Here is a 24174-nt window from a genome sequence, read left to right as displayed (position 1 = left end):
CCACCCCCACGCCTTGACGACACGCGCGTGTCGTCGGGAGGTCGCCGCACGTTAACCCGGACGGCCGACCTGCGCCGCGCCGAACCGACGCTCCTGGAGTGACCGCAGTGCCCCTACCTCTCCCCCGCCCACCGGCCCTGCTGAAGGGGCTGGTCACCCTCGTCCTGGCCGCCGCGTTCGCCGCTCAGGCGGCCGCGGCGCTGCTGCCCCACGTGCCCCTGCTGCTCGCCGCGACCACCGTCTCCCTGGCCACCGAGGGCGTTCTGTACCGGTGGCAGCGCGGGGTGCTGTCGCTGTTCGCCAAGTCGCACGCGGACATCACCGTGCGGCACGTCATGCGGGACCTGCTGCTGGTCGTGGGTCTGCTACGGCTCGGCGAGCAGGACCGGGAGACGGTGTACGCCCCGCTCGTGGCCGGCCTGCTCGCCTTCTACGTGCTGCACTGCGCGATCCAGGCGCTCTCCGTGCTGGTGCGCCGGACCCGCACCCTGCCGGTGGTGACCCGCAACATCGACGCCTCGGCCCTGCGGCTGTCCCCGGCCCCGTCCATGCTGCTGCGCCGCCCCGGCCACCGGCTCCTGGTGTTCGGCCTGCCGGCGACGGCCGGGCTGCTGGCCGCCGCGCCGGGCGACGAGCCGGTGTACGCCGCCGCGGGCATCGCGCTCTCCCTCGCGCTCGCGCTGACCGGCCTCGGCGCACTGCTCCTCCGGCTGCTGCCGGGACGCCGCCCGGCGGGCGAGGAGGAGGTGCTCGCCTGGTTCGACGCGTGGCTGGCCGAGTACCGGCCGACCGTGGGTCTGTACTTCTCCGGCGGCGCCTCCTCGGCCTACCAGGCGAACATGTGGCTGGAGCCGCTCGCCGGGCTCGACGGGAAGCCGGTCATCGTGCTGCGCGAGCGGTTCATGGTGCAGAAGATCGCGGCGACGGACATCCCGATCGTGTGCCTGCCGAAGGTGTCGACGCTGATGCGTCTGGAGCACTCCACGCTCCAGGTCCTCATCCACCCGTCGAACTCCGGCAAGACCTCCCAGGTGCTGCGCATCCCCACGATCCGGCACACCTTCGTCAACCACGGCGAGAGCGACAAGCTCTCCTCGTGCAACCCGTACGCGAAGGCGTACGACGAGGTCTGGGTGGCCGGTCCCGCCGCGCGCGAGCGCTACGCGCTGGCCGAGGTGGGCGTCGAGGACAAGGACGTGGTGGAGACGGGCCGCCCGCAGCTGGACGGCGTGCTCCCCTACGCGGGCCCGCCGACAGGGCCGTACACGACCGTGCTGTACGCGCCGACCTGGGAGGGCTGGGACGGCAACCCCGGCAACACGTCGGTGATCGCGGCCGGCGAGAACCTGGTGCGGGCGCTGCTCGCGGACCCGGGCGTGCGGCTGCTGTACAAGCCGCATCCGCTGACGGGCTCGGTGGACCCGCGCGCGGGCGCGGCCGATCTGCGCATCCGGGAGCTGATCCGGACGGCCAACCGGGAGCGCACGGGGGCGCGTCGCCCCACGGCCGGTGCCGAGCTGACCCGTCTCACCGAGGAGCTGGACCGGCTCACCACGGCCGACTTCCGGTCCGGGGCCGACACAGTAGAGCGGATGCTCGTGCAGTCGGCGCCGGAGCCGGGCCGGGCGGAGGCGGTGGCACGGGCGACGGCGGCCTGGGAGGAGGCGTACTGGGCCTCGCTGCCGGAGGGCGAGCACCAGATCATCACGGACGCCCGGCCCGCGCTCTACTCCTGCTTCAACGTGGCCGACCTGCTGATCAGTGACGTGTCGAGCGTGATCAGTGACTTCCTGGCGAGCGAGAAGCCGTACGCGGTGGCCAACACCAGCGGGCTGCCCGAGGATGCCTTCCGTACGGCGTTCCCGACGGTGGCGGCGGCGACCGTGCTGACACCGGACGCGGCCGGGGTGCCGAGCCTGCTGGAAACGGTCCGGCATCCCGAGATGGACATGCTGGCCGAGGCACGCGCCGCGTTGAAGCTGCGCCTGCTGGGCCCGGCCGACCCGCCGTCGCAGGAGCGCTTCAACGCGGCCGTACGGGCCCTGTGCGCTCAGGCCCGGGACCACCGGGCACGGGTGGCGGAGCGCCTGGCGGCGGAGCGCCCGGCCGCGGAACTGCCCGGCCAGCGCACGCAGCCGGCGAGCGGCGGAGCCGGCCTGCCGACGACGGCACCGCGCTAGCAGCACGGCAACACGGGCCGTGATGGTCGGGAACTGCCCGGTTGCGGGACGAACAGGAATCAGCAGAAGAACCGACCGGGCAACCGCGGGGCCGGTGGGCGATCGCCCACCGGCCCCGCGCCCGCGTTCACGCCGCCGGCCGCACCTCACGCGACGTCAGCACCCGCCGCGCCTTGCGCACCGCCCGGCGTACGAACGTGTCGACGCCGCCCTCGCGGTAGCCCGGGAAGGCACGGGCCTCGCGCGGCTCGGCGAGGTACACCGAGTCGGGGATGCCGGCGGCGCGGTCGCGAAAGTGCGGGTAGACCAGGTAGACGCGGCGGCCCTTCTTCTCCAGCAGCGCCGCCGCCTGCTTCTTGGCCTTGACGAACTTCACGACGTCCAGCAGCAGTTCGGGACGCTGTTCGGCTACCAGATGCAGCCGCAGCCGCTCGTGCACCTTGAGGCGCTGGGCGACGCCCTCGGTCCAGTACGCGTCCATCAGCGGCTTGGCCAGCTCGAACTTGTGCCGGCGTATCTCCTCGCTGTCCGTCAGGTACTTGGGCCCGAACTGCGGCAGCAGCGTGACGAGGAACGGCCGGACCATCAGCTGGTCGCGTCGGCCGCCCGCGGGGACGAGGTCGGCGATCAGGTTCATCAGGGCGCGCGCGGAGTCGAAGCGCAGCGTGTAACTGCCGCTCTTGGTCACGTGCTTGCCGTCGTCCCGGCCGACCAGGTAGTAGCAGGTGTGGTCGGCGACCACGGAGACGCCGTCCGCCCGCAGGTACGCCTCCATCGTGAACAGGGCGTCCTCGCCGGTGAACAACGACTCGTCGAACCGCATGCCGTGCCGGTCGAGCAGCGCGCGGCGGAACAGCTTCTGCGCGCTGAGCGTGAACTTGATGTTGGACGAGTAGACGTCCGTGCGCTCCACCGTCTTGCCCCACATGGACTTCGGCGCCGAGCGGTTGACGCCCTCGACCTTGCCGAGGACGACGTCCGTCCCGGCGCGGTCGGCCATGTCGACCATCCGCTCCAGGGCCTCGGGGCCCAGCCGGTCGTCGGCGTCGAGGAAGAAGACGTAACGCCCGGTCGCCTTGCCCAGACCGACGTTGCGCGGGCCGCTGGGACCGCCGGAGTTCTCCTGCCGGATCACCAGGACGTGCATGGGAGCGCGCTCGGCGAACTCCTCCAGGTACTCCCCTGTACCGTCCGTCGATCCGTCGTCCACCGCGATGACCTCGACGCGCTCCGGATCGATGGTCTGGGCCTCGACGGAGGAGAGGCACTCGATCAGATAAGGCATCGCTTCGTACGCACCGATGATCACACTCACATCAGGTTGCGCAACGGTCACGTTTCCCCCTAGTCAATGGGATATTCCCCCTGTATCGCCTCATTCGCTACTTGGTAGACGGGTGATCGGGACAAGCGGTTGCCTCGATCACCCGTTTTAGTGAGTCACCTCACATGGTGAACCGTCAGGAAGCGGGAAACCGAAAGAGTCCGGCCCCCGAGGAACGCTCCTCGGGGGCCGAACTCTGAAGCGGACGGCGGCGGTTCAGCCCGTGCCGACACCGTCCGTGTCACCGGCGGAGGACACCCGCTGCCCGGGCACGGCGTTCGCCAGTTCCGACTCGGCCGTGGCGGCCGCGACCCGTGACTCCTGGCCGACGTTGCGCGTCTCGGCCTTGAGCGCCAGGTTCGCGACGGCGGTGTTGAACTGGTCGATGGAGGCCGGCTCGTCCGGGCCCAGCAGGTACTGCTTGAGCTCCTTGCGGTCCTCGGCCAGCGGATCGGCGGCCGGGTCCCGCACGGCACTGAGCAGCTCGCCCAGCTCGTCCGCGCTGTTGGACAGGATCACCGCGGCACGCACGGCCGTGTTGTTCCGCTTGAACTCCTCGGCGCCCACCTCCGCGGAGTCGGTGACCGCGTACGGCTTGCCGCTCGCGATGAAGTCGGAGACCACGCTGGAGATGTCGGAGACCATCGCGTCGGAGACGTTGAAGCAGTCGTACAGCCGCGGCTCGGCGCCGGTGATGACGCGGTGCTCCCAGGTGGGGAAGGAACGCCAGTAGACGTCGTTCCACTCGGCGCGCAGCCGGGCGACCTCCTCGTGCCGGGCGACGTCGACCTGCCCGTCACGGGTGGCCTCGGCCTCGTCGCGGCCCTTGTCGCCGCCGTTGCCGACCAGCTGGGCGATCCGGGCCTCGATCCGGGCCAGCTCGGTCTTGGCCTGCGCCTGGGCGGCGCTGTCGGTGACGAAACGCGAGTCGGTGGCGCGCTCGGCGGCGGCCTTCCGGACCAGGGCGGTGATGCGCTGGTGGGCGGCCTTGGCCTCCTTGCTGCGCGTGCCGGTGAACGGGTGCGGCTTGTACAGGACGCGCACCGGCGGGTCGGCCGTGACCAGCTTCTGCACGATGTTCTCGCCGGCCAGCAGGATCGAGGTGTTGCCGGGGTTGTCGTCCCAGCCCTCCCAGGTGGGGGCGTACAGCACGGTCGGGATGCGGCCCTCGGGGACGCCCTGCCAGGTCTGGATCGGGGCGAGCTGCGGGCGGCCGACCTCGACGATGTCGTCGTCGCGGACACCGACGTCGGCGATGGCGTAGCGGTCGCGGCCCGCGCGGCCGGCCGTCCACACCTCGTCGTAGACCTTGCTGAACGGGTTGACGCTGGCGAGCTTGTCGCTGTCGCCGTGGCCGATGAAGACGTGCTTGATGGTGGGCACGCGCAGCATGTGGATGTTCTTGCCGACGTTCGCCGCGTAGAGCGCGACCCGCACCGTGGACAGGTCCATGTTCATCAGGTGCACCCCTCCGGGCACGCAGATGACGGGGACCGTGGTCGGTGCGAGGTTGTTCAGGATGGCCCGCTCACGCAGGATGATCAGCGGCTTGGAGTCCAGCTTCTCCATGGTGTCCAGCCACATGTTCACCTGGTACGCGGAGTCCTTGGAACCGGAGAAGTACAGGACCGTCTCCGGCTTGTACGCGCCCAGCCAGTCGTCGACGGCGGCCAGCACCTTCTCCGCGTTCGGCGGGATCCTCCGGCCCCGGACGTACGGCATGAGCGCGAGGACGTACAGGGTGGCGACGGCCACCGTGATGCCGATGCCGACGAAGCCGACGAGGGCCGACTTCACCTGCGCGGCGAGCAGGATACCGGCGACCGCGAAGAGGTCGAGGTGCAGCATCTTCTCGGCGGAGCGGTGCAGCAGCTTGCGCGGCGGGGCGTCCGGGATGCGGATGCGCGACTTCAGGTCGACGTTGCGGGTGGCGACCGGCATGCGGCGGCGGTTGCGGATCAGCTGGACCAGCGCGCCGTGCGGGGCCTGCAGACCGTAGAAGGCGATGAAGCAGGCGATCGCCCCGTAGTAGATCAGGTTGTCCGCGAGGGACAGCCGGGCCAGCAGCAGGACGAGGAGCAGCTGCCGGATCAGGAAGCGGATCGACAGGCCGGCCCGCACCTTGCTGAGGCGGTTGATCAGGTAGCTGCCCTTGCGGTGCAGATAGTGGTCCGCCAGGTACGTCACGGCGGCCGCTGCCGTGAAGGCGGGGACGCTCGGGACGAGCGCGGCCAGCATGAGGGCGGGGAAGCCCGCCATCATGAGGACCGCCGCGGCCAGCTGGGCCGCGCTGCCCACCCGGGCGACGCGAATAGCGGTGGATATCACGGAGAAACCTGCTCTTGGGAGGGGTGTGCCGGTCTTGGTTCTGAAATGCGGCTGGTCTGTGAATATTCGCGAGACGGTATGGATTCAGGCCCCTGCGAACACCCCTGTTGACGAAGCCGTTAACAGAAGGGCGCAGAGGCCTGAATTACCGAAGTCTATTTGGCGCCAATTATTACACGCCGTCCTGCCGGTCCAGCACCGAGGCGAGCGCCTGCTCGAAGCCGGAGGCGCGGGCCGCACCGGCGGTCGGGTCCTGCTGGCGGACGTCGATGACGTGGCCGGTCAGCTCGGACAGCAGCACGTCGAGCGAGGTGCGGGCCACGGCCTCGGAGGACAGCAGCGAGCCGGCCGGCTCCTGGCCGAACGCCTTGGTGCGCATCGGGGTGGCCGTGCGCTCGGGGTTGATGCAGTTGACGCGGACTCCGTCGCCGGCCCACTCGTCGGACAGGGCCTGGGTGAGGTTCACCATGGCGGCCTTGGTCGAGGAGTAGAGGCTGTACTCGGCGCGACCGCGGGTGTAGCTGCTGGAGGTGTACAGCAGCAGCTGGCCCTTGGTCTCGGACAGGTACTTGTACGACGAACGGGCGATCTGCACCGGGGCCAGGTAGTTGACCTTCAGCGCCTCTTCGATGGTGGCGTTGTCGGTCTCGGCGAGCTTGCCGATGCGCAGCACGCCGGCGGTGTTGACCACGTAGTCGATGCGGCCGGTCTCCGCGTAGGCCTTGGACAGGGCGTCGTCGACCTCCTCCGGGTTCTCCACGTGGGTGCCGGTGGTGGAGCGGCCCAGCGCGTAGACCTTGGCGCCGTAGGACTCGGCGAGTTCGGCGATGTCCTTGCCGATGCCGTAGGAGCCGCCGAAGACGACGACCGTCTTGCCGGTCAGCAGCTCGCGGTAGGCCTCCTCGGAGACCTGCTCGGGCGCGGCCGTGGAGGCCAGCTGGAAGAGCTTGTCGGCGATGAAGACGTCGACGGGCTGGGTGACCTTCATGTTGTACTCGTCACCCGCGACGACGTGGATCGGCACGTCCGGCAGGTACTTGAGCACGACGGAGCAGTCGTCGGTGGCCTGGAAGTTGGGGTCGCCGGCGGCGACCTCGTAGGCCCGCTTGATCGTGGACAGCTTGAAGGCCTGCGGGGTCTGGCCGCGGCGCAGCCGGGAGCGGTCCGGGATCTCGGTGATGAACTCGCCGTCCTCGCCGTGCGTGCGCGTGACGATGATGGTGTCGGCGGAGGGGATGGCCACGTCGACGGCCTGGTAGCGCTCCAGCGCGGTGACGCAGTCGTCGATGACGCGCTGCGACAGCAGGGGGCGCACGGCGTCGTGGAAGAGGACGTTGGCGTCCTCGCCCTCGGCCAGGCCCTCGCCCAGGGCCGAGATGGCGCGCTCGGTCGTCTCGTTCCGCGTGGCGCCGCCCTCGATGATCTTCGAGACCTTCTTGAATCCGGCCTTCGCGACGATCTTCTCGATGTCGGGCACGTAGCCGGGTGCCATCAGCACGATGATGTCGTCGATCGAGTCGGCGTTCTCGAAGGTGGTCAGCGTGTGCTCGATGACTGCCTTGCCGGCGATCTTCAGCAGCTGCTTGGGGATCGACAGACCCACCCGCTGACCGGTGCCACCGGCCAGGATCACTGCGGTGGTACGGGGCTTGGCTATGTGCTGGGACACAGGTGACCTACCTTGGGGCGACAGGGAACTTGGAAATGGTCCCACTTGTGGTTACCGCAGTGCAAGGTGAGCGACCTCCGCCGCATATGTGCGCGCAACCTGTCATTCACCTCCCACTCCTGGTGATTGGTGAGACGGCTGCGCGGGCCCCGGGGAAATGCGCTGTGAGTAACTCCACAGATGCTCAGCGACGTCGGAGCCGCTCGGGACGGCGGTGACCGAGGACCTTCACGAGTTCCTTGGACGATGTCCGGTGCACGGTACGCGCTTTGAAGGTGCGCTGCGTACCGGCCCCGCCGCTCGCCGCGGCGGACCCCGCTGCCCTGGTGCGCGGATCTTCACGTCCCGGGGCGAGGGGTTGCACGCGTTCTTCATAGGCCCGGGCGCGAATACGGCTCGCCCGGCCGTTCATTGCCGCGGAATTCCTGATTAAGATTCCGCAGCATTTCGGTCTCGGCGAGAGCAATAGGCCGGCAGCCCGGGTCGGACTTCTCACACGGCTCACGCGCCGCGTACGAGGAAGAGCCCGGCACTCCGAGGAGTACCGGGCTCACGCCTGCGTCAGGGGCCGGGTCAGACCACCTCGACGCCCGGCCGGCCCGCCTCGACCCGCAGCCTGGCCAGCGTGCTCGGCGTCGCCGATGGCTGCCGTACGGTGTCGACCACCCTCACCTGCGCGTCGATGCCGGCGCGGCCGATGTCGAAGAGGTGGTAGCCGCGGTGGGCGTCGAGCAGCTTCCAGTGCGGGTTGTCCGGACGCCGCGGGTCCCACTCCTTGCGGAAGGCCGCCTGGTCCTGGTCGCCGTTGCTGGAGATGGAGGTGCCGACGAACTCGGCGCCGACGACCGTGGAGTCCGGGTCGGCGTAGTCCTCCTTCAGGTCGCTGATCATCGTCAGGTGCCGGTCGCCGGAGAGCACGACGGGGTTGCGGACCTGCTTGAACTCCTTCAGGAAGCGGTTGCGTTCGGCCTGGTAGCCGTCCCAGGCGTCGTAGAACCAGAGCTTGCCCTCGCCGACCTGGAGGTCCGTCTCGGCCATCATGATCTGCGAGGCGATCAGGTTCCAGCGGGCCGGCGAGTACTGGAGCCCGTTCAGCAGCCACTGCTTCTGCCGTGCTCCCAGCATGGTCAGCGACGGGTCCTGCGCGCCGGCCTGGCTGGTGGCCTGGTCGCTGCGGTACTGCCGGGTGTCCAGGACGTTGAGCCGGGCCAGCCGGCCGAACTCCAGGCGGCGGTACATCCGGATGTGCGGGCCGTCGGGGACGGCGGTCGCACGGACCGGCATGTGCTCGTAGTACGCCTGGTAGGCCGCGGTCAGCCGGGCCACGAACGCGTCGTGCGGCTGCTTGTCCGGGTCCTGCGGGATCTCGCCGGCGAAGTCGTTGTCGACCTCGTGGTCGTCGAAGCTCACCACGAACGGGGCGTTCGCGTGCATCGCCGCGAGGTCGGCGTCGGTGCGGTACTGGGCGTACCGGTTGCGGTACTGGGCGAGGCTGAACGGCTCCCCGGTCCCCTCGTGCCGCCGCAGCGCCGTCGCCGACGGCGTGGACTCGTAGATGTAGTCGCCGACGAACACCACGACGTCCGGGTCCTGCTGCAGCATGTCGGCGTATGGCGTGAAATAGCCGTGCTGCCAGTTCTGGCAGGAGGCCAGCGCCATGCGCAGGGAGCCACCGGAGCTGTAGGGGTGGGGCGCGGTGCGGGTGCGGCCGACGGGCGAGAGCTGCCCGCTGGTGCGGAAGCGGTACCAGTACGCACGGCCCGGCCGCAGCCCGCGTACGTCCACGTGAACGCTGTGCCCGTACTCGGGCCGGGCCTGGGCGGTGCCCCGGCGGACGAGCTTTCTGAACCGGTGGTCCTCGGCGAGCTGCCACTCCACGGGCACCACCCGGTCAGGCATACCGCCGCCGTTCAGCGGGTCCGGGGCGAGCCGGGTCCACAGCACGATGCCGTCCGGCAGCGGGTCTCCGGAGGCGACGCCGAGGCTGAACACGCCGTCGGGCAGCGGCGTCTCGGCCCCGTGGGCGGTGGCCGGAAGCCACAGCTGGGCGGAGGCCGCCGCGCCGAGGACCGCGGCACCGGCGGTCAGAAAACGGCGTCGGTCGGGGGATACTGCTCCGGTCATCGACTGACTCCCTTACCTCGCTGGCCACTTGGACACTGGGAAGCTTCACGCTCGCGGGCGGTCCGCCCGCTGAACGCCGGAGTTCACGTACATGACAACTAAGCAGACAAAAGAAGACCCACCGCCAGCGTCGGAACAAGCCGTTGCCGGGGCGGGTCTGACGGGTGATCAGTAAGCGAAGCCGGCGCCCAGCCGGGCACCCGTGGCGGTCGTGCCGAGAAGCGTGTTGCCGAAGGCCGTGGTGGCGTTGGGGCTCACGACGGTCGTGGGGCCTGACCTGAAGTACCACACGGACCCGGCGTTGCCGTTCTCCCCCGGCGCACCGGCGGCCAGGTCGGCCAGGCCGTCACCGTTCGCGTCCGCGAGGTGCACGGCCTTGCCGAAGGCGTCGAGTCCCTCCGCGGAGCCCGGCACGTTGGGCGTGTTCTGCGTGACCACCTGGGCGCCGGTGCCGCTGAGCCCGCGCGCGGTGCCGCGCAGTACGACGACAGCTCCCGCGTCGGCCACACTGCCGAGGTTCTCACCGGGCAGCCCGGTCGCCACATCCGGGTATCCGTCGCCGTTGACGTCGGCGATCTGGACGTCCGTCCCGAAACCGTCGCCCTTCTCGGCACTGCCCGGCACGCCGGCGCTGTCCTGATTGAGGTGCGTGGCCTGCACGCCGTCGGGGCCGTCAGGGCCGCCCGGGATCCAGGTGACCCGGCCGCCCTTCGCTGCTGGGGTGTCGAGGTCGCTGTCGTACCCGTCGACGGCCCGGCCGACCACGATGTCGTCGTAGCCGTCCCGGTCGACGTCCCCGATGTCGAGGTTCTCGCCGCCCTTGAGCCGGTAGCCGTCAGCGCCCTGCACGGTGGTGTACGGCGTGAGCCCCTGCTCGGTGCCCAGCCAGTACACGACCCGGCGGGCGTCGAACTCATCGCCGTCGTTCTCGGTGGCGGCGACATCGGTGACACCGTCGCCGTTGAGGTCACCGGTGGCCAGGTCCAGGACGCGGCTGTCGAACTCGTCCGTCACGATCTGCTCGCCCTGGGCCGTGGAGCCGTCCCGGGCGAAGGGGCCTTTCAGCACGCGGAGGTTGAACTGGTTCTCCACGGTCACCAGGTCCTCGGCACCGTCACCGTTGATGTCCCCGACGGTCAGGCGCCCCTGGCCGCCGAGCCCGTCGTAGGCCTTCCCCGTGGCCAGGACGGCACCTGCGGACAGTCCCTTCGCACCGCCCCACAGGACCTCGACCAGCCCGGATTCGGTGCCGCCGTCAGCCGTGTCCTCCCGGCCCACGCCGACGACCAGGTCCGCGAATCCGTCGCGGTCCAAGTCGGCGGTGGTCAGCGCGCTGCCGAACGCGTCGCCCACCTCGGGGCTTCCGGGCACACCGGCCGTGCTCTGGCTGAGCACCTGCCTCGTCGTCGTGTTCAGCCCGTTCTCCGAGCCGTAGACCACGGCGAAGTAGCCGGCCCCCTTCTGGCCGCCGACAGTCGCGGCCGGAGCGGCCACCGCGAGGTCGGCGTAGCCGTCCCCGTTGAAGTCGTCACGGAGTTCGGTGGTGGCCTGGCGCGTGTCGGCGTTGGCGTGTGCGGCGGGGAGCGCGACGCCGCCGGTCACCGCCATGACGACGGCGAGCCCGGTGCGCCACGTTCCTCGGTGCCTGCTCATCCGGTGGTTTCTCCTGTCGTGGTCAGATTCGTGGTCGTACGTGGACATGGCCGGCGTCAGTCCGCCAGCCACGCCCCGAACCGGGCCCCGGTCGCGGGCAGGCCCATCGTGGCCGAGCCGAACGAGAGGGAACCGGTCGCGGTGATGCCGGTGGACGTCGCGGAGAAGAGCCAGACGGCGCCGTTGTCCGCGTTCTCGGCCGGGTCGCCGACGACCAGGCCGTCCTTCTTGTCCGCGTCGGCGTCGACGAGGGCGGTCCGCGCGCCGAACTTGTCGCCCTTCTCGGCGCTTCCGGGGACGCCGCCGGTGTTCTGGCTGAAGGACTTGGCGCCGGTGCCGGTCAGCCCGTTCGCGCCGCCGCGCAGGACGAGGACACTGCCCGCGTCGGTGATGCCGTCGAGGTCCTCACCGGGCAGGCCGGTCGCCACGTCGAGGTAGCCGTCGCCGTTGGTGTCGCCGATCGACAGGCTCGAGCCCATGCCGTCGCCGAGTTCGCCGGTGCCCGGCACACTCGTGGTGTCCTGGTTGATCCACACCGGTTTGCGGGTGGTGGAGACGCCGCCCGGGCCGCCGTAGACGACGCCCAGCGCGCCGCCCTTGGTGGGCAGGCCGAGGGCGGCGTCGTATCTGTCGTCGGAGTGCCCGACGACGATGTCGCCGTACCCGTCCTTGTCCAGGTCGCCGATCGCGACCTCCTCGCCGCCGACGCTGCGGCCCTGGGCGTCCTTGAGCCAGCCCTTGGGGGTGAGGCCGTTCGCACCGCCGGTGAGCAGGGCGACCCCACGCGAATCGGACGTGCCGGAGCTGCCGGCGCGCACGGCGATGTCGGCGATACCGTCGCCGGTCACGTCACCGGCCGTGAGGGACTTGTAGCCGTCCCGCTGCGGGTCCACCTCGAAGTAGGTCTTCTTCGCCTCGAGGTGTTCCCGGGTGAACGGACCGTGCCGCACCGTGCCGTCCCCGTTGTCGGTGTCGGGGGTCTCGTCGAGCCAGGCGTCCGCGCCGAACGTCACCAGGTCCGGGTGCTTGTCACCGTCGACGTCGCCGACGGCGAACTGGCCCTGCGACTCGTTGTACGGGCTCCAGGTCAGGGTCCGCGCGGACGACGAAAGGCCGCCCGGCCCGCCCCAGTTGACGACGACCGCGTAGCCGTCGTCGACGTCCATCATGTACTGGTGGACGGACGAGAGCAGATCGGCGTATCCGTCACCGTCGAGGTCCGCGCTCGCGATGTTCGTGCCGTACGAGCCCGAGCCGTACTCCGCGTCCGGAGCGCCCGGCCACTGCACCACCTGCTTGCGGGAGGTCGACAGCCCGCTGGAGGAGCCGTACAGCACGCTGACCGCCCCGGCCGAGCGCTGGCCGTTCACCGTGGTGCCCGGCGCACCGATCGCCAGGTCGGCGTAGCCGTCGCCGTTGAAGTCGTCGTGCAGACGCTTGGCGCTGGGCGTGGTGGCGGTCGTGGCCGAGGTCACGGCGCCGGCGCCGGGTATCGCCAGGGCGCCGGCGACGAGGGTGACGCCGGTGGCGACGACGAGGCGTCTGCGCGGGGAACGCCGGCGGGAACGCGAGGTCATGTGATTCCTGTCGTGGAAAGAGGTGTTCAGCGTGTGAAGCCCGTACCGAGGGTGCCTGTGGCCGGTTTTGTCGCAGTCGGGGGTCAGCGCGGGAAGGTGCCGAGGTGGGCTCCGTCGGGCATGGCCATGCCGAGGGCACGGGGGCCGAAGGAGAAGGAGCCCTCGGCCGTGACGCCGTCGGAACCGGACCGGAACACCCATACGGCACCGGCGACCGCGTCCTCCTCGGTCGCCGCCACCACCGGCTCCGCCCGGCCGTCGCCGTTGCCGTCGACGAGGTGGACATTGCCCCCGAAGAGGTCCCCGCTCTCGGCGGTGCCGGGCACATCGGCGCTGTTCTGGCTGAGCACCTTGGTGCCGGCGCCGGTCGGCCCGTTCGCGCCGCCCGGTACGACGGCGAAGGTGCCGGCGTCCCGCAGCCCGCCGAAGTCCTCGTGGGGGATGCCGGCGAGCACGTCCCCGAACCCGTCGCCGTCGACGTCCCCGACCGAAAGCGCGGCGCCGAAGTCGTCGGTGCTCTCCTGCGCGCCCGGCACGCCGGGGGTGTCCTGGGTGATCACCTGGGGCGTCGCGGCGGCCGGGCCGTTCTGGGTGCCGTAGACGATCCGCAGGGCGTTGCCGCCCATGACGAGGTCGGCCCGGCGGTCGCCGTTGAGGTCGCCGAGGGCCAGGGTGGCGTTCTGCGGGTCGAGGTGTTCGCCCTGCCCGTCCTTCAGGATGACGGGCGGCTGCAGGCCGTCGCGGCTGCCGCGCACGTAGTTGAGGTAGTAGCCGTACTCGTGATCGTCGTCCCAGTCGTACGCGCGGGACATCGTGACGAGGTCGGTGATGCCGTCGCCGTCCGTGTCCCCGGCCACCGTGGCGAGCTCGTACATGTCGCCGTCGATGAGCGGCGCACCGCTCTGGGTGGAGGCGGGCACGCCGTCACGCCCGAAAGGCCCGAAGCGCACGGGCCCGAATCCCGCCAGGTCCTGGTGCCCGTCGCCGTTGAAGTCACCGGCGGCGAACTTACCGGCCTGCCACGAACCGCTGCCGACGGCGGGCAGCACCTTGCCTGAGGTGAAGCCGCCGGGACCGCCCCACAGCACGGTGTGGTTGCCGTTGCGCGCGTTGCCGCCCTGCACCCACGACTCGCCGGAGGCCTCGACGACCAGATCGGTGAACCCGTCCCCGTCCAGATCGGCCACGGTGAGCCGGGATCCGAAGTGGTCGTACGCCTCAGGGGCCCCGGGAACTCCCGGGGAGGCCTGGGTGTACACCTTCCTGGAACCGGCGTTCAGCCCGCTCGCGCCCCCGTACAGCACGGCGACATACCCGGCCTGGTGCACGCCGTTCACGGCTCCGTCGGGCGCGGCGACGGCCAGGTCCTGGTACCCGTCCCCGTTGAAGTCCTGCCGCAGCCCCGAGGGAGCGGACGGCTCCGCATGAGCGGCGGGCAGCGCACCACCGATCGCGGCGAGAAGCGCTGTGGCGACGACCAGGGCACGCCGTGTTCCGGGCGGCACGGGCTTGGCGGGCTGGAGGGACAGGGTCACGTCGACTCCGGGAATCCGAGAGGCAGTTGACCGCGCAGAGGAACAAGATCCTCATCCGCGTTGCCCCGTACGACTCCCGGGGCAACCGGTTGGTTGCCCTCACCTACCCCACGACTTCACCGACCGTTAGGGCCCTTCTGATGGATCTCCGTGGAGGAAGGAGCGGCGTGCGTGCCGGGCGTCGCGACGCCGCGGAGATCCATCAGAAGGGCCCTAACGCCGGCCCAGGGATCCGGCGCCGGTCAGAACGGCTCGAAGTCGTCGAACTCCCGCTGCGCCTCGTCCCGCTCGGCCTGCCGGTCCCTGCGGCGCTGCGCGGCCGGGCGCGCCTCCTCCAACCGGTGGTCCTCACCGCGTCGGCCGAGCATTTCGGCCCCGGCCATCACGGACGGTTCCCAGTCGAAGACCACGGCGTTCTCCTCGGGACCGATCGCGACACCGTCGCCGCCCCTGGCCCCGGCCTTCATCAGTTCCTCTTCGACGCCGAGCCGGTTGAGCCGGTCCGCCAGATAGCCGACCGCCTCGTCGTTGTTGAAGTCGGTCTGCCGCACCCAGCGCTCGGGCTTCTCACCGCGCACCCGGAACAGCCCATCGTCCTCACGCGTCACGGTGAAGCCCGTGTCGTCCACGGCCTTGGGCCGGATCACGATCCGCGTGGCCTCTTCCTTCGGCTTCGCGGCCCGCGCCTTCGCCACGAGCTCCGCGAGCGCGTACGACAGCTCCTTCAGCCCCATGTGCGCCACGGCCGACACCTCGAACACGCGGTACCCGCGCGCCTCCAGGTCGGGCCGCACCATCTCGGCCAGGCCCTTGCCGTCCGGTACGTCGATCTTGTTCAGGACGACGATCCGCGGACGGTTGTCCAGCCCGCCGTACTCCCGCAGCTCCGCCTCGATGGCGTCGAGGTCGGAGGCCGGGTCGCGGTCCGACTCCAGCGTGGCGGTGTCCAGGACGTGCACGAGCACACTGCACCGCTCCACGTGCCGCAGGAACTCCAGGCCCAGGCCCTTGCCCTGGCTGGCTCCCGGAATCAGACCGGGCACATCGGCGATCGTGTACACCGTCGAGCCGGCCGTGACGACACCGAGGTTCGGCACGAGCGTGGTGAACGGGTAGTCGGCGATCTTCGGCTTGGCGGCGCTCAGCACCGAGATCAGCGACGACTTGCCGGCGCTCGGGTATCCGACGAGCGCCACGTCGGCGACGGTCTTCAGCTCCAGGACGACCTCGCGCACGTCTCCCGGCTCGCCGAGCAGCGCGAACCCGGGCGCCTTGCGCCGCGCGGACGCCAGCGCCGCGTTGCCGAGCCCGCCCCGGCCGCCCTGCGCGGCGACGAACGACGTGCCGTGCCCGACCAGGTCAGCGAGGACGTTGCCCGCCTTGTCGAGCACCACCGTGCCGTCCGGCACCGGCAGGACCAGGTCCTGTCCGTCCTTGCCGAAGCGGTTGCCGCCCTCGCCCGGCTTGCCGTTGGTGGCCTTGCGGTGCGGGGAGTGGTGATAGTCGAGGAGCGTGGTGACGGACTGGTCGACGGTGAGGATCACGTCCCCGCCACGACCGCCGTTGCCGCCGTCGGGCCCGCCCAGCGGCTTGAACTTCTCACGGTGGACGGAGGCACAGCCGTGACCTCCGTTACCCGCGGCGACATGCAGCTCGACGCGGTCCACGAAGGTGGTCATGGTGGGTGCCTCCAGTGATGTACGGCCGTTGTGTACGGGTTGTACGGGGTTGTTCTCTGCGTAACACGCGAAAGGCGGACCCGCTTCCCGTGAGGGAAGTGAGGTCCGCCTCGCGAAAGCTTCCGGTCAGGCGACCGGAACGATGTTCACGACCTTGCGGCCACGGTGGGTGCCGAACTGCACCGAACCGGGCTGGAGGGCGAACAGCGTGTCGTCGCCGCCGCGGCCGACACCGGCGCCCGGGTGGAAGTGGGTGCCGCGCTGACGGACCAGGATCTCACCCGCGTTGACGACCTGACCGCCGAAGCGCTTCACGCCGAGGCGCTGAGCGTTGGAGTCACGACCGTTACGGGTGGACGATGCGCCCTTCTTGTGTGCCATCTCTCCTCAGTCCCTTACTTCGCAGCCGCGGGGATCTCAGTGACCTTGATCGCCGTGTACTGCTGGCGGTGGCCCTGACGACGGCGGTAACCGGTCTTGTTCTTGTAGCGCAGAATGTCGATCTTCTGGCCCTTGTGGTGGTCCACGACCTCGGCCTGGACCTTGATGCCGGCCAGCACCCACGGGTCGCTGGTCACGGCGTCGCCGTCGACAACGAGCAGGGTCGAGAGCTCGACCGTGTCGCCAACCTTGGCAGTGGAAATCTTGTCAACCTCAACGATGTCGCCGACAGCAACCTTGTGCTGGCGACCACCGCTGCGCACGATGGCGTACACGCGGACTCACTCTCTCGCTCGGGGAAACGGCACCCCCGCAGGCCAGCCGCCCGACACGAAGAGCGGCCTCTCCTGGGCGCCCGGCGCCCGGAGGATGAGGTTTACGGGGATGTGACGCGTCATTCGACACGCCGACGGTCAAGGTTACGGGGCCGCGGCCAAGAGGGTCAAACCGAGCCGGGCCCGCCGCCTGTGCGACCGGTCACGCCGGTCGCGTCCGCCGGGGCGTACGCAGGTTCGCGCACGCCCCGGCGGACGTCGAGGCGGTCAGTCCTCGTCGGTGGAGGCCGAGACGGAGGAGCGGGACTGCTCCGCCGCGACGGTCTTCTTCGACGTGGTCTTCTTGGCGGCGGTCTTGGTCGTCTTCGCCGCCGCCTTCTTGGCCGTCGTCTTCTTGGCCGCGGTCTTCTTCGCCGCGGTCTTCTTGGCGGCGGCCTTCTTCGCCGTGGCCTTCTTGGCCGTCTTACGGGCCGTCTTCTTGGCCGGGGCCGACTCCTCGGCGGCCTCCTCGGCGGCCTCCTGCGGGGCGGCACCGTCAGCCGCGGCGGCGGCCTCAGGGGCCTCCTCCGGGGCTGCCGACGGGACGACCACGACGGCCGCCTCCTCGGGCGCGGTGGACACGGTGGGCTTGCGCACGGCGCGACGCCGCGGACGGGCCGGAGCGGCGCTCTCGGCGGGCGCCTGTGCAGCCGCCTCGGCAGCCGCCGCGGGCTGTTCGGCCTGCTCGGGCACCGGTGCGGCCTCGGCCGCGGCGGGCGCGGTCTCGGACACCGTCACCACGGCCGCCTCCGCACCCGCCGGAGAACCGGCCGGCGCGGACACCTTGCGCGTCGCCCGCCGGCGGCCACGGCCCTTGGGCGCGGCCTCCTCGGCGGCCGGGGCCTCGACGACCGGGTCCTCGACGGCGCTCGGCTCGGCGTGCGCCTCGGCGGCCGGCTCCGGCTGCACCGGACGGGCGACCTCCTCGGCGACGGTCACGTCCTGAGCCGTCGCCACCTCGGCCTGCTCGGCCCTCCTGTCCTGCTCGGCCTTCGGCTCCGCCGTCTCACCGCGCGGCGCGCCCGCCGGAGCCGACGCCCGCCGGCTCGCCCGGCGCCGCGACCGACCGCGCGTGGCCGCGGCCTCCGCCTCCGCGGCGCTGCCGTACAGCTCCTCGTCGGGCTCGAAGGCCGGCTCGGGCAGCGCGATCGGCTCGGCGATCTCGGCACCGACCTCGGCCTCGGTCTCCGCCTCCTGCTCGGCGGTCTCGACGGCCGCCTCGTGCACGTGCGGCTGATCGGCGGCACCGGCACGCGCACGCTTCTTGCGCTTGCCGCCGCCTCCGCCGGCGCTGGTCGGCTGCTCCATGTGCACGATGACACCGCGTCCGTTGCAGTGGACGCAGGTCTCGGAGAAGGACTCCAGGAGCCCCTGCCCGACCCGCTTGCGGGTCATCTGCACGAGCCCCAGCGAGGTCACCTCGGCCACCTGGTGCTTCGTACGGTCCCGGCCCAGGCACTCCAGCAGGCGCCGCAGCACCAGGTCCCGGTTGGACTCCAGCACCATGTCGATGAAGTCGATGACGATGATGCCGCCGAGGTCGCGCAGCCGCAGCTGGCGGACGATCTCCTCGGCCGCCTCCAGGTTGTTCCTGGTGACGGTCTCCTCGAGGTTGCCGCCCTGACCGGTGAACTTGCCGGTGTTGACGTCGACGACGACCATCGCCTCGGTCCGGTCGATCACCAGCGAACCGCCGCTGGGCAGCCAGACCTTGCGGTCCAGCGCCTTGGCGAGCTGCTCGTCGATCCGGTACGTGGCGAAGACGTCGACCTCGGAGGTCCACCTCTGGAGCCGCTCGGCGAGGTCCGGCGCGACGTGCGAGACGTAGCCGTGGATGGTCTGCCATGCCTCGTCTCCGCTGACGACGACCTTGGAGAAGTCCTCGTTGAAGATGTCGCGCACGACCCGGACGGTCATGTCCGGCTCGCCGTACAGCAGCGTCGGCGCGCTGCCGCCGTTCTTGGCCTTCTTCTGGATCTCCTCCCACTGCCCCTGGAGCCGCTCGACGTCCCGGCGCAGCTCGTCCTCGCTCGCGCCCTCGGCAGCGGTGCGCACGATGACGCCCGCGTCCTCGGGGACGATCTTCTTGAGGATCGTCTTCAGCCGCGCCCGCTCGGTGTCCGGCAGCTTGCGGCTGATGCCGGTCATGGAGCCCTCGGGCACGTACACGAGGTAGCGCCCGGGGAGGGAGACCTGGCTGGTCAGGCGCGCGCCCTTGTGCCCGATGGGGTCCTTCGTCACCTGGACGAGCACGGACTGCCCGGACTTCAGGGCGGACTCGATGCGCCGCGGCCCGTTGGCCATGCCGAGCGCCTCGAAGTTGACCTCACCGGCGTACAGCACCGCGTTGCGGCCCTTGCCGATGTCGATGAAGGCGGCCTCCATCGACGGCAGCACGTTCTGCACCTTGCCGAGGTAGACGTTGCCGACGTACGAGACCGCCTGCTCCTTGTTGACGTAGTGCTCGACGAGCACGCCGTCCTCCAGGACGCCGATCTGCGTACGGTCGCCGTGCTGGCGGACGACCATCACGCGCTCGACGGCCTCGCGCCGGGCCAGGAACTCGGCCTCGGTGATGATCGGGACGCGCCGGCGGCCCTGCTCGCGGCCCTCCCGGCGGCGCTGCTTCTTGGCCTCCAGACGGGTCGAGCCCTTGATGGACTGCACCTCGTCGGACGGTTCGGCCTTGGGACGGGGCTCACGGACCTTGACGACCGTGCGCTCCGGGTCGTCCACGGACGGCTCGGCCTCGGGCGCGCTGTCACCGGCACGGCGACGGCGGCGACGGCGACGGCGGCTGCTGCTGGAGCCCCCGCCGGACGACTCGTCGCGGTCAGCACCCTCGTCGGACTCGTCCTGGTCCTCCTCGGTCTGCGCCGCGGTGTCGTCGGCGTCCTGCGCGGCGGCGACCTGCTCGGACTCGGCGTCCGTGCCCTCGCCCGCCTCGGCGTCGGTCTCGGCGGACTCACCACGCCGACGGCGGCGGCCGCCCCGGCGGCGGCGACGGCGCGAACCGCCGCCCTCGGAGTCGTCCTGGTCGTCGCCCTCGGCGGACTCCTCGGGCTCCTCCTCGTCGACGCCGCTCTCGGCGGCGGCACTCTCGGCGGGAGCCTCGGCGGCCTGGGCCTCGGGCTCGTCCGCGGCACCCCGGCGGCGACGCCGGCGGCGCGGTCCGCTGGGCTGCTCCTCCCGCACCTCCGCCGGCGCGGACTCCTCCGCCTCCTCGGGCTCCTCGGCCCCGGCCGCCTCGGCGGCGGCTGCGGCGGCGGCCCTCTCCGGCGTCTGGAACTGGGGCTCGGTGAACACGGGCGCCTGGAACAGGGCGACGGCGGGCCGCGCGGGCCGCACCGACGTCTCGTCCTCACCGGCGGCCTCGGCACCGGCGGCGCCCCGCGCGGACTTCGAACCCCGGGAGGCCCGGGAGGACTGCGCGGGCTCGGCGAAACCACTGGCGGCCCGGCGGACGACCCGGCGACGGCGCCGCGGGGCGGCATCCTCGGCGGGTTCGGACGCCTGGGCGGCGGCTTCGGCGGGGGCCTCGGCGGCAGCGGCCTCGTCGGCTCCGTCGGACTCGGCGGCAGGGGATTCGGTCACGGGTGCCTTCGCCTCCTCGGCGGGCGTGCCGGCGGGGGCCTCGGCAGGCCCACCGGACACGGCGGCGGCCTCGGCGGGCGCGTCGGTCGTGGTGACGGAGCCGGACAGGCCCGCGTCGGCGGTTGCTTCCGCCGCCTGCGCGGCGGCGGGTGCAGCGGTGGGGGCGGTCACCCGGCGCGTGGCACGACGGCGAGTCCTGCGCGGCGCAGCCTCCTCGGCGGTCTCGGCGCCGTCGGCGGCCGCGGCGGCCTCGGGGGCGCTCGGCTCGGCCTGCGCGGCGGCGGCAGCGGGCGCCGCCGTCTCCACCGCCTCCGCCGGAGCCGCGGCGGGCGAGGTCACCGTGCGCGTCGCACGACGCCGGGTGCGCCGAGGAGCAGCGTCCTCGGACACCTCGGCGGGCGCGGCGGTCTCGGTCTGCTCCGGCGCCTCGGAGGCGGCGGGAGCACCTGCGGTCACCGGCACCACGGTCTCGGCGGCCTCAGCGCCCGCCGGAGCCCCTGCGGGCGCGGCGGCACGGCGAACCGCCCGGCGCCTCTTCGGGGCGGCAGGCGCGGCCTCCTCGGCGCTCTCGGCGCCCTCGGGAGTCTCCTGCGCCGCCGCGGCGGTCTCCTCGGCGGCGGTCTCCTCGATCTCGCCGGCCTCTACGGCGTCGGCCGCGAGGTCGTCGGGCTCCGCGGCCGGTATGGCCGGCGTGACGGTCTCCACGGGAGCGTCGGAGGAGGCGCCGACGGGCGGACCCGCCGGGCGGGAAGCGGCACGGCGCCGCCGCCGGGGCGGCAGGGTGTCGCTGGGGGTGTTCCGTTCGGAGTCCGTGGCGGACTCTGTGGGTTCGGTCGGTCCGAGCATGCGGGCTTTTCTCCCGTCAGGCTCCCGGGCGCCGCACCTGGTCCGGCTGTGCCGGTGACGTCCGCGGCTCGCGCTGTGCGCGTCGCCGCCGTCCGGGGCGCGGGCGCCGCACGGGAGCTCTCTGTGTCCTGTCTCGCCGGTTCCGTACGCCGAATGCGTACGGCCTGGCGAAAGTCTTCTGGTCGGTGCGCTGCCCGACCCAGGTGGCTCCCGAGTCCGAGGGCGGCGCTACGACGTCCGTCCCTTCGCGGAACCTACGCCGGCGCCGTCGCGGCGGCAGGCGGTTCGGCCGTTGAGCGGGCCTCCGCTGCCTCGCGGTCGGGCGCGAGCGGGTCGGTCACCGTGCCGGTCTCTTCATCGAACAGCCCCTGCGCCAGCCTGGTCACCGCTGCGGGGACCGGCGGCGCCAGGTCGGCCACGGCGCGGAGACCGGACAGGACGTCGTCGGGTCGTACGGCAGGCGTCACGTGCCGAACAACCAGCCGCAGTATCGCACAGGGCTGGTCGGTCGGCCTATCAGCCTGGGAACTCTGTGTTTCCGTGAGGCCGGGGATCTCCAGGCTCACCACGGCGGAGCGGGCGTCGAAGGTGCGGACGCCGTTCTTCATGAGGCGCTGGACCTCGACGGTCTCGGCCGCGTTGAAGGCGTCCACCGCCCGGCGGGCGTCCTCCTGCGACACGCCGTCCAGTCGCAGCTCCCACACGGAAGCCGTCAGCCGGTCGGCCAGCCCCGAGGTGTGGGCCTCGACCGCCTCGACGATGTCGAGTCCGGCGGGCATCGACTCGTCGAGAAGGGCCCTGAGCTGCTCCGGGTCGCGGGGCGCGGTGAGCGCGATCTCCAGGTACTCCGCCTCACTGCCCGTGCCGGTGGGTGCGGCATTGGCGTACGACACCTTCGGGTGCGGTGTGAAGCCCGCCGAGTACGCCATCGGCACCTCGGCACGGCGCAACGCACGCTCGAAGGCGCGCTGGAAGTCACGGTGGCTGGTGAACCGGAGGCGGCCGCGCTTGGTGTAGCGCAGTCGGATGCGCTGCACCGCGGGTGCGGGCGGCGGGCCTTCGGGCTGTCGCTTGCCCAGTGTCGTTCAGTCCTTCGTGAGAGCGGTCGTACTACTACCAAGAGTACGTGCCTCGCGGCCCGAAGGTTCCCCGAGGTCGACCGGCCCCGGCTGCCCGGGCTCGCCGAAGAGCATCCGCCGGAAATCGGCACGCGCCTGACGTACGGATTCCCGGGCGGAGGCCAGCGCCTGCCGCGTGGCCCGTCCCACACTGCGGGCGGCCTCGGCGGCGGGCCGCAGGACTGCGTCCCGCACGACGTGCCCGACGGGCGTCAGCACGCTCCGGTACACCCAGCGCACCGGTTCGACGAAGATCCACCTCAAGAGTGTCGCGAGGAACCGCCCGACGGCGAGCGAGATGTGCCCGGCGATCCGCCAGGCGTGCCCGAGAGCGTCCCCGACCTCCCGCCCGACGACGGCGAGGACCCGCCCGACCGGCGTGAGGACCCAGCGCCACACGGCGAGCGCGGGAAGGACGAACAGGATCCGGGCGATCCAGTGGAGAGCCGTCCCGACGCCGGTGACGACCATGCTCGCCAGCCACACCAGCCCCTTGACGCACCAGGCGATCGCCCGCCCCACGGGCGCGAGCACCCACGTGTACAGCCACACAGCGGGTACGACGACGAGATACCGGGCGAGCCACGCCACGACCGCGAACACGCCGGCCCCGACCGCGGCGAGCACGGCGCCGAGCCCCTTCAGCACCCACATCACGCCACGCCCGACCGGCGTGAGCAGATACGAGTACACCCCGCCGAGCGCGGCGCCGACGCCCCTGGCGGCCCAGGTGGCGGCCCAGGCGACCGCGTGGCCCACCGGCGTCAGCACCTGCCGGTAGAACCACACCAGCGGCACGACGAGCAGGACGTTCCCGAGCCACCCGAGCGCCTTGGCCACGGGCACGACGACATACCGCCACAGCCCCACGAACGGCCAGACGAACACCGCCCGCCCGAGCCACAGCAGCGCCCGGCCCAGCGGCCGCAGCAGCACGTCGTTCAGGAACCGCCCGGCCACGACGAGCGCGTCCCACACCATCCGTACAGGCACGACCAGCACGAGCACGACGATCCGCACGGGAATCCGGATCGCGACGGCGAGACACCCCTCGGGCGCCGCCTCACGCACCGGCGGCGCGGACGGTTCAGGCACCCGTTTCCGCAGATCGACTCGCGTCCCGGAGCCCTCGCGGGCCGGTTTCTCCAGATCCATACCGTCGTAGACGCCTCAGCGGCCCGTCCGGATCCAGCACCGCACAGCCCCGCCCCGTTCTTCCGCAGATCCTCCACCTGGCGTCATGATCATACGGCTCACGCGCCCGCGATCCGCGCCTGCAGCAGCCGGGGCGACTCCTGGAAGCCGCACCGGGCGTAGGCGGGAATCGCCCGCGGGCTCGAGTGCACGGTCACCCGTTCCAGCCCGAGCTCCCGGGCCCCGTCCAGCACGGCCCTGATCAGCGCACCGCCCACCCCGCCGTCGCGCGCCCCGGGTACGACGTACACGCACTGCAGATCGCCGGAGGCCCGCCGGGGCGCCCGCGGCGTGGGCACCCGCTGCACCACCGCCAGCCAGGCCATACCGATGACGACGCCGTCGTCCCGCACGACCACCGTGCACCGGTGCGAACCTGCGTTGTCCCGGGCCCAGGCGACGAAGTGCCGTAAGAATTCCTCGCGTTCGCCGAGGGCCTCGCCACCGTTCTCGACGAGCCACTCCCAGCGAAGTGCCGCCACGGCCGCCAGTTCGGCGGACCGAGCCGGGCGGATGCTGATGTTCTCCATCAGTGCATTGTCCGGTCGGTGGCCAGGAGCGGGACCATCACCCACTGCACGAACAACGACCAGCTTCC

15 protein-coding genes are annotated in these 24174 nt (G+C 71.6%); 1 reads left to right on the top strand and 14 read right to left on the bottom strand.

Features of this window, described 5'->3' with window-relative positions; all coding sequences use genetic code 11:
• Positions 1-107: 107 nt before the first annotated feature.
• The gene (locus AC07F0_RS13215; RefSeq protein ID WP_478978230.1) at positions 108-2180 is read left to right on the top strand and encodes a hypothetical protein; all 2073 of its coding nucleotides are present in this window, start codon (positions 108-110) and stop codon (positions 2178-2180) included.
• Positions 2181-2307: 127 nt separating this feature from the next.
• On the opposite strand, the gene AC07F0_RS13210 is transcribed toward AC07F0_RS13215, so the two are convergent.
• The 14 genes from AC07F0_RS13210 to AC07F0_RS13145 all read right to left on the bottom strand — a co-directional run bounded on the left by AC07F0_RS13210 (position 2308) and on the right by AC07F0_RS13145 (position 24106).
• Positions 2308-3516: a glycosyltransferase family 2 protein gene (locus AC07F0_RS13210; RefSeq protein WP_478977992.1), complete on the bottom strand. Its 1209-nt coding sequence runs from the start codon at positions 3514-3516 to the stop codon at positions 2308-2310.
• Between the two features lie 204 nt (positions 3517-3720).
• Positions 3721-5802, bottom strand: coding sequence for a hypothetical protein (locus tag AC07F0_RS13205; RefSeq protein ID WP_478978227.1), 2082 nt, complete (start codon positions 5800-5802; stop codon positions 3721-3723).
• A gap of 202 nt (positions 5803-6004) precedes the next feature.
• Complete coding sequence (locus tag AC07F0_RS13200; RefSeq protein WP_193505205.1) at positions 6005-7501, bottom strand: bifunctional cytidylyltransferase/SDR family oxidoreductase; 1497 nt, start codon at positions 7499-7501, stop codon at positions 6005-6007.
• A 573-nt stretch (positions 7502-8074) separates the two neighbouring features.
• Entirely contained in the window at positions 8075-9625 is a 1551-nt protein-coding gene (locus AC07F0_RS13195) for an alkaline phosphatase D family protein (RefSeq protein ID WP_478977989.1), read from the bottom strand.
• A 168-nt stretch (positions 9626-9793) separates the two neighbouring features.
• On the bottom strand, positions 9794-11278 hold the full coding sequence (locus tag AC07F0_RS13190; protein WP_478977986.1) for an FG-GAP-like repeat-containing protein: 1485 nt from the start codon (positions 11276-11278) through the stop codon (positions 9794-9796).
• 56 nt (positions 11279-11334) lie between these two features.
• Positions 11335-12855, bottom strand: a complete 1521-nt coding sequence (locus AC07F0_RS13185) for an FG-GAP-like repeat-containing protein (RefSeq protein ID WP_478977983.1) — start codon at positions 12853-12855, stop codon at positions 11335-11337.
• A gap of 83 nt (positions 12856-12938) precedes the next feature.
• The gene (locus tag AC07F0_RS13180; RefSeq protein ID WP_478977980.1) at positions 12939-14390 is read right to left on the bottom strand and encodes an FG-GAP repeat domain-containing protein; all 1452 of its coding nucleotides are present in this window, start codon (positions 14388-14390) and stop codon (positions 12939-12941) included.
• Positions 14391-14632: 242 nt separating this feature from the next.
• Entirely contained in the window at positions 14633-16069 is a 1437-nt protein-coding gene (gene obgE / locus AC07F0_RS13175; protein ID WP_478977977.1) for a GTPase ObgE, read from the bottom strand.
• A 126-nt stretch (positions 16070-16195) separates the two neighbouring features.
• Positions 16196-16450, bottom strand: coding sequence for a 50S ribosomal protein L27 (gene rpmA / locus AC07F0_RS13170; protein WP_059424124.1), 255 nt, complete (start codon positions 16448-16450; stop codon positions 16196-16198).
• 14 nt (positions 16451-16464) lie between these two features.
• Positions 16465-16785 (bottom strand): 50S ribosomal protein L21, encoded by a 321-nt coding sequence (gene rplU, locus AC07F0_RS13165; protein WP_004931419.1) that lies wholly within the window; start codon positions 16783-16785, stop codon positions 16465-16467.
• Between the two features lie 267 nt (positions 16786-17052).
• Positions 17053-21264, bottom strand: coding sequence for an Rne/Rng family ribonuclease (locus AC07F0_RS13160; protein WP_478977975.1), 4212 nt, complete (start codon positions 21262-21264; stop codon positions 17053-17055).
• Between the two features lie 254 nt (positions 21265-21518).
• Positions 21519-22301 (bottom strand): TIGR03936 family radical SAM-associated protein, encoded by a 783-nt coding sequence (locus AC07F0_RS13155; protein WP_478977973.1) that lies wholly within the window; start codon positions 22299-22301, stop codon positions 21519-21521.
• A 48-nt stretch (positions 22302-22349) separates the two neighbouring features.
• Entirely contained in the window at positions 22350-23537 is a 1188-nt protein-coding gene (locus AC07F0_RS13150) for a hypothetical protein (protein WP_478977971.1), read from the bottom strand.
• Between the two features lie 98 nt (positions 23538-23635).
• Positions 23636-24106, bottom strand: a complete 471-nt coding sequence (locus AC07F0_RS13145; RefSeq protein WP_478977969.1) for an N-acetyltransferase family protein — start codon at positions 24104-24106, stop codon at positions 23636-23638.
• Between the last annotated feature and the right edge of the window lie 68 nt (positions 24107-24174).

The sequence above is a fragment of the Streptomyces sp. NPDC045955 genome (assembly GCF_056430805.1).
The sequence above is the reverse complement of the archived record's forward strand: the minus strand, read 5'-3'. Positions and strand labels throughout refer to the sequence as shown.

Excerpts from the sequence above, each read along its gene's own strand:
- AC07F0_RS13150 (WP_478977971.1), bottom strand. The coding sequence starts at position 23,537 with ATGGATCTGGAGAAACCGGCCCGCGAGGGCTCCGGGACGCGAGTCGAT.
- rpmA (WP_059424124.1), bottom strand. The coding sequence starts at position 16,450 with ATGGCACACAAGAAGGGCGCATCGTCCACCCGTAACGGTCGTGACTCC.
- AC07F0_RS13160 (WP_478977975.1), bottom strand. The coding sequence starts at position 21,264 with ATGCTCGGACCGACCGAACCCACAGAGTCCGCCACGGACTCCGAACGG.
- AC07F0_RS13145 (WP_478977969.1), bottom strand. The coding sequence starts at position 24,106 with ATGGAGAACATCAGCATCCGCCCGGCTCGGTCCGCCGAACTGGCGGCC.
- obgE (WP_478977977.1), bottom strand. The coding sequence starts at position 16,069 with ATGACCACCTTCGTGGACCGCGTCGAGCTGCATGTCGCCGCGGGTAAC.
- AC07F0_RS13185 (WP_478977983.1), bottom strand. The coding sequence starts at position 12,855 with ATGACCTCGCGTTCCCGCCGGCGTTCCCCGCGCAGACGCCTCGTCGTC.
- AC07F0_RS13190 (WP_478977986.1), bottom strand. The coding sequence starts at position 11,278 with ATGAGCAGGCACCGAGGAACGTGGCGCACCGGGCTCGCCGTCGTCATG.
- AC07F0_RS13195 (WP_478977989.1), bottom strand. The coding sequence starts at position 9,625 with ATGACCGGAGCAGTATCCCCCGACCGACGCCGTTTTCTGACCGCCGGT.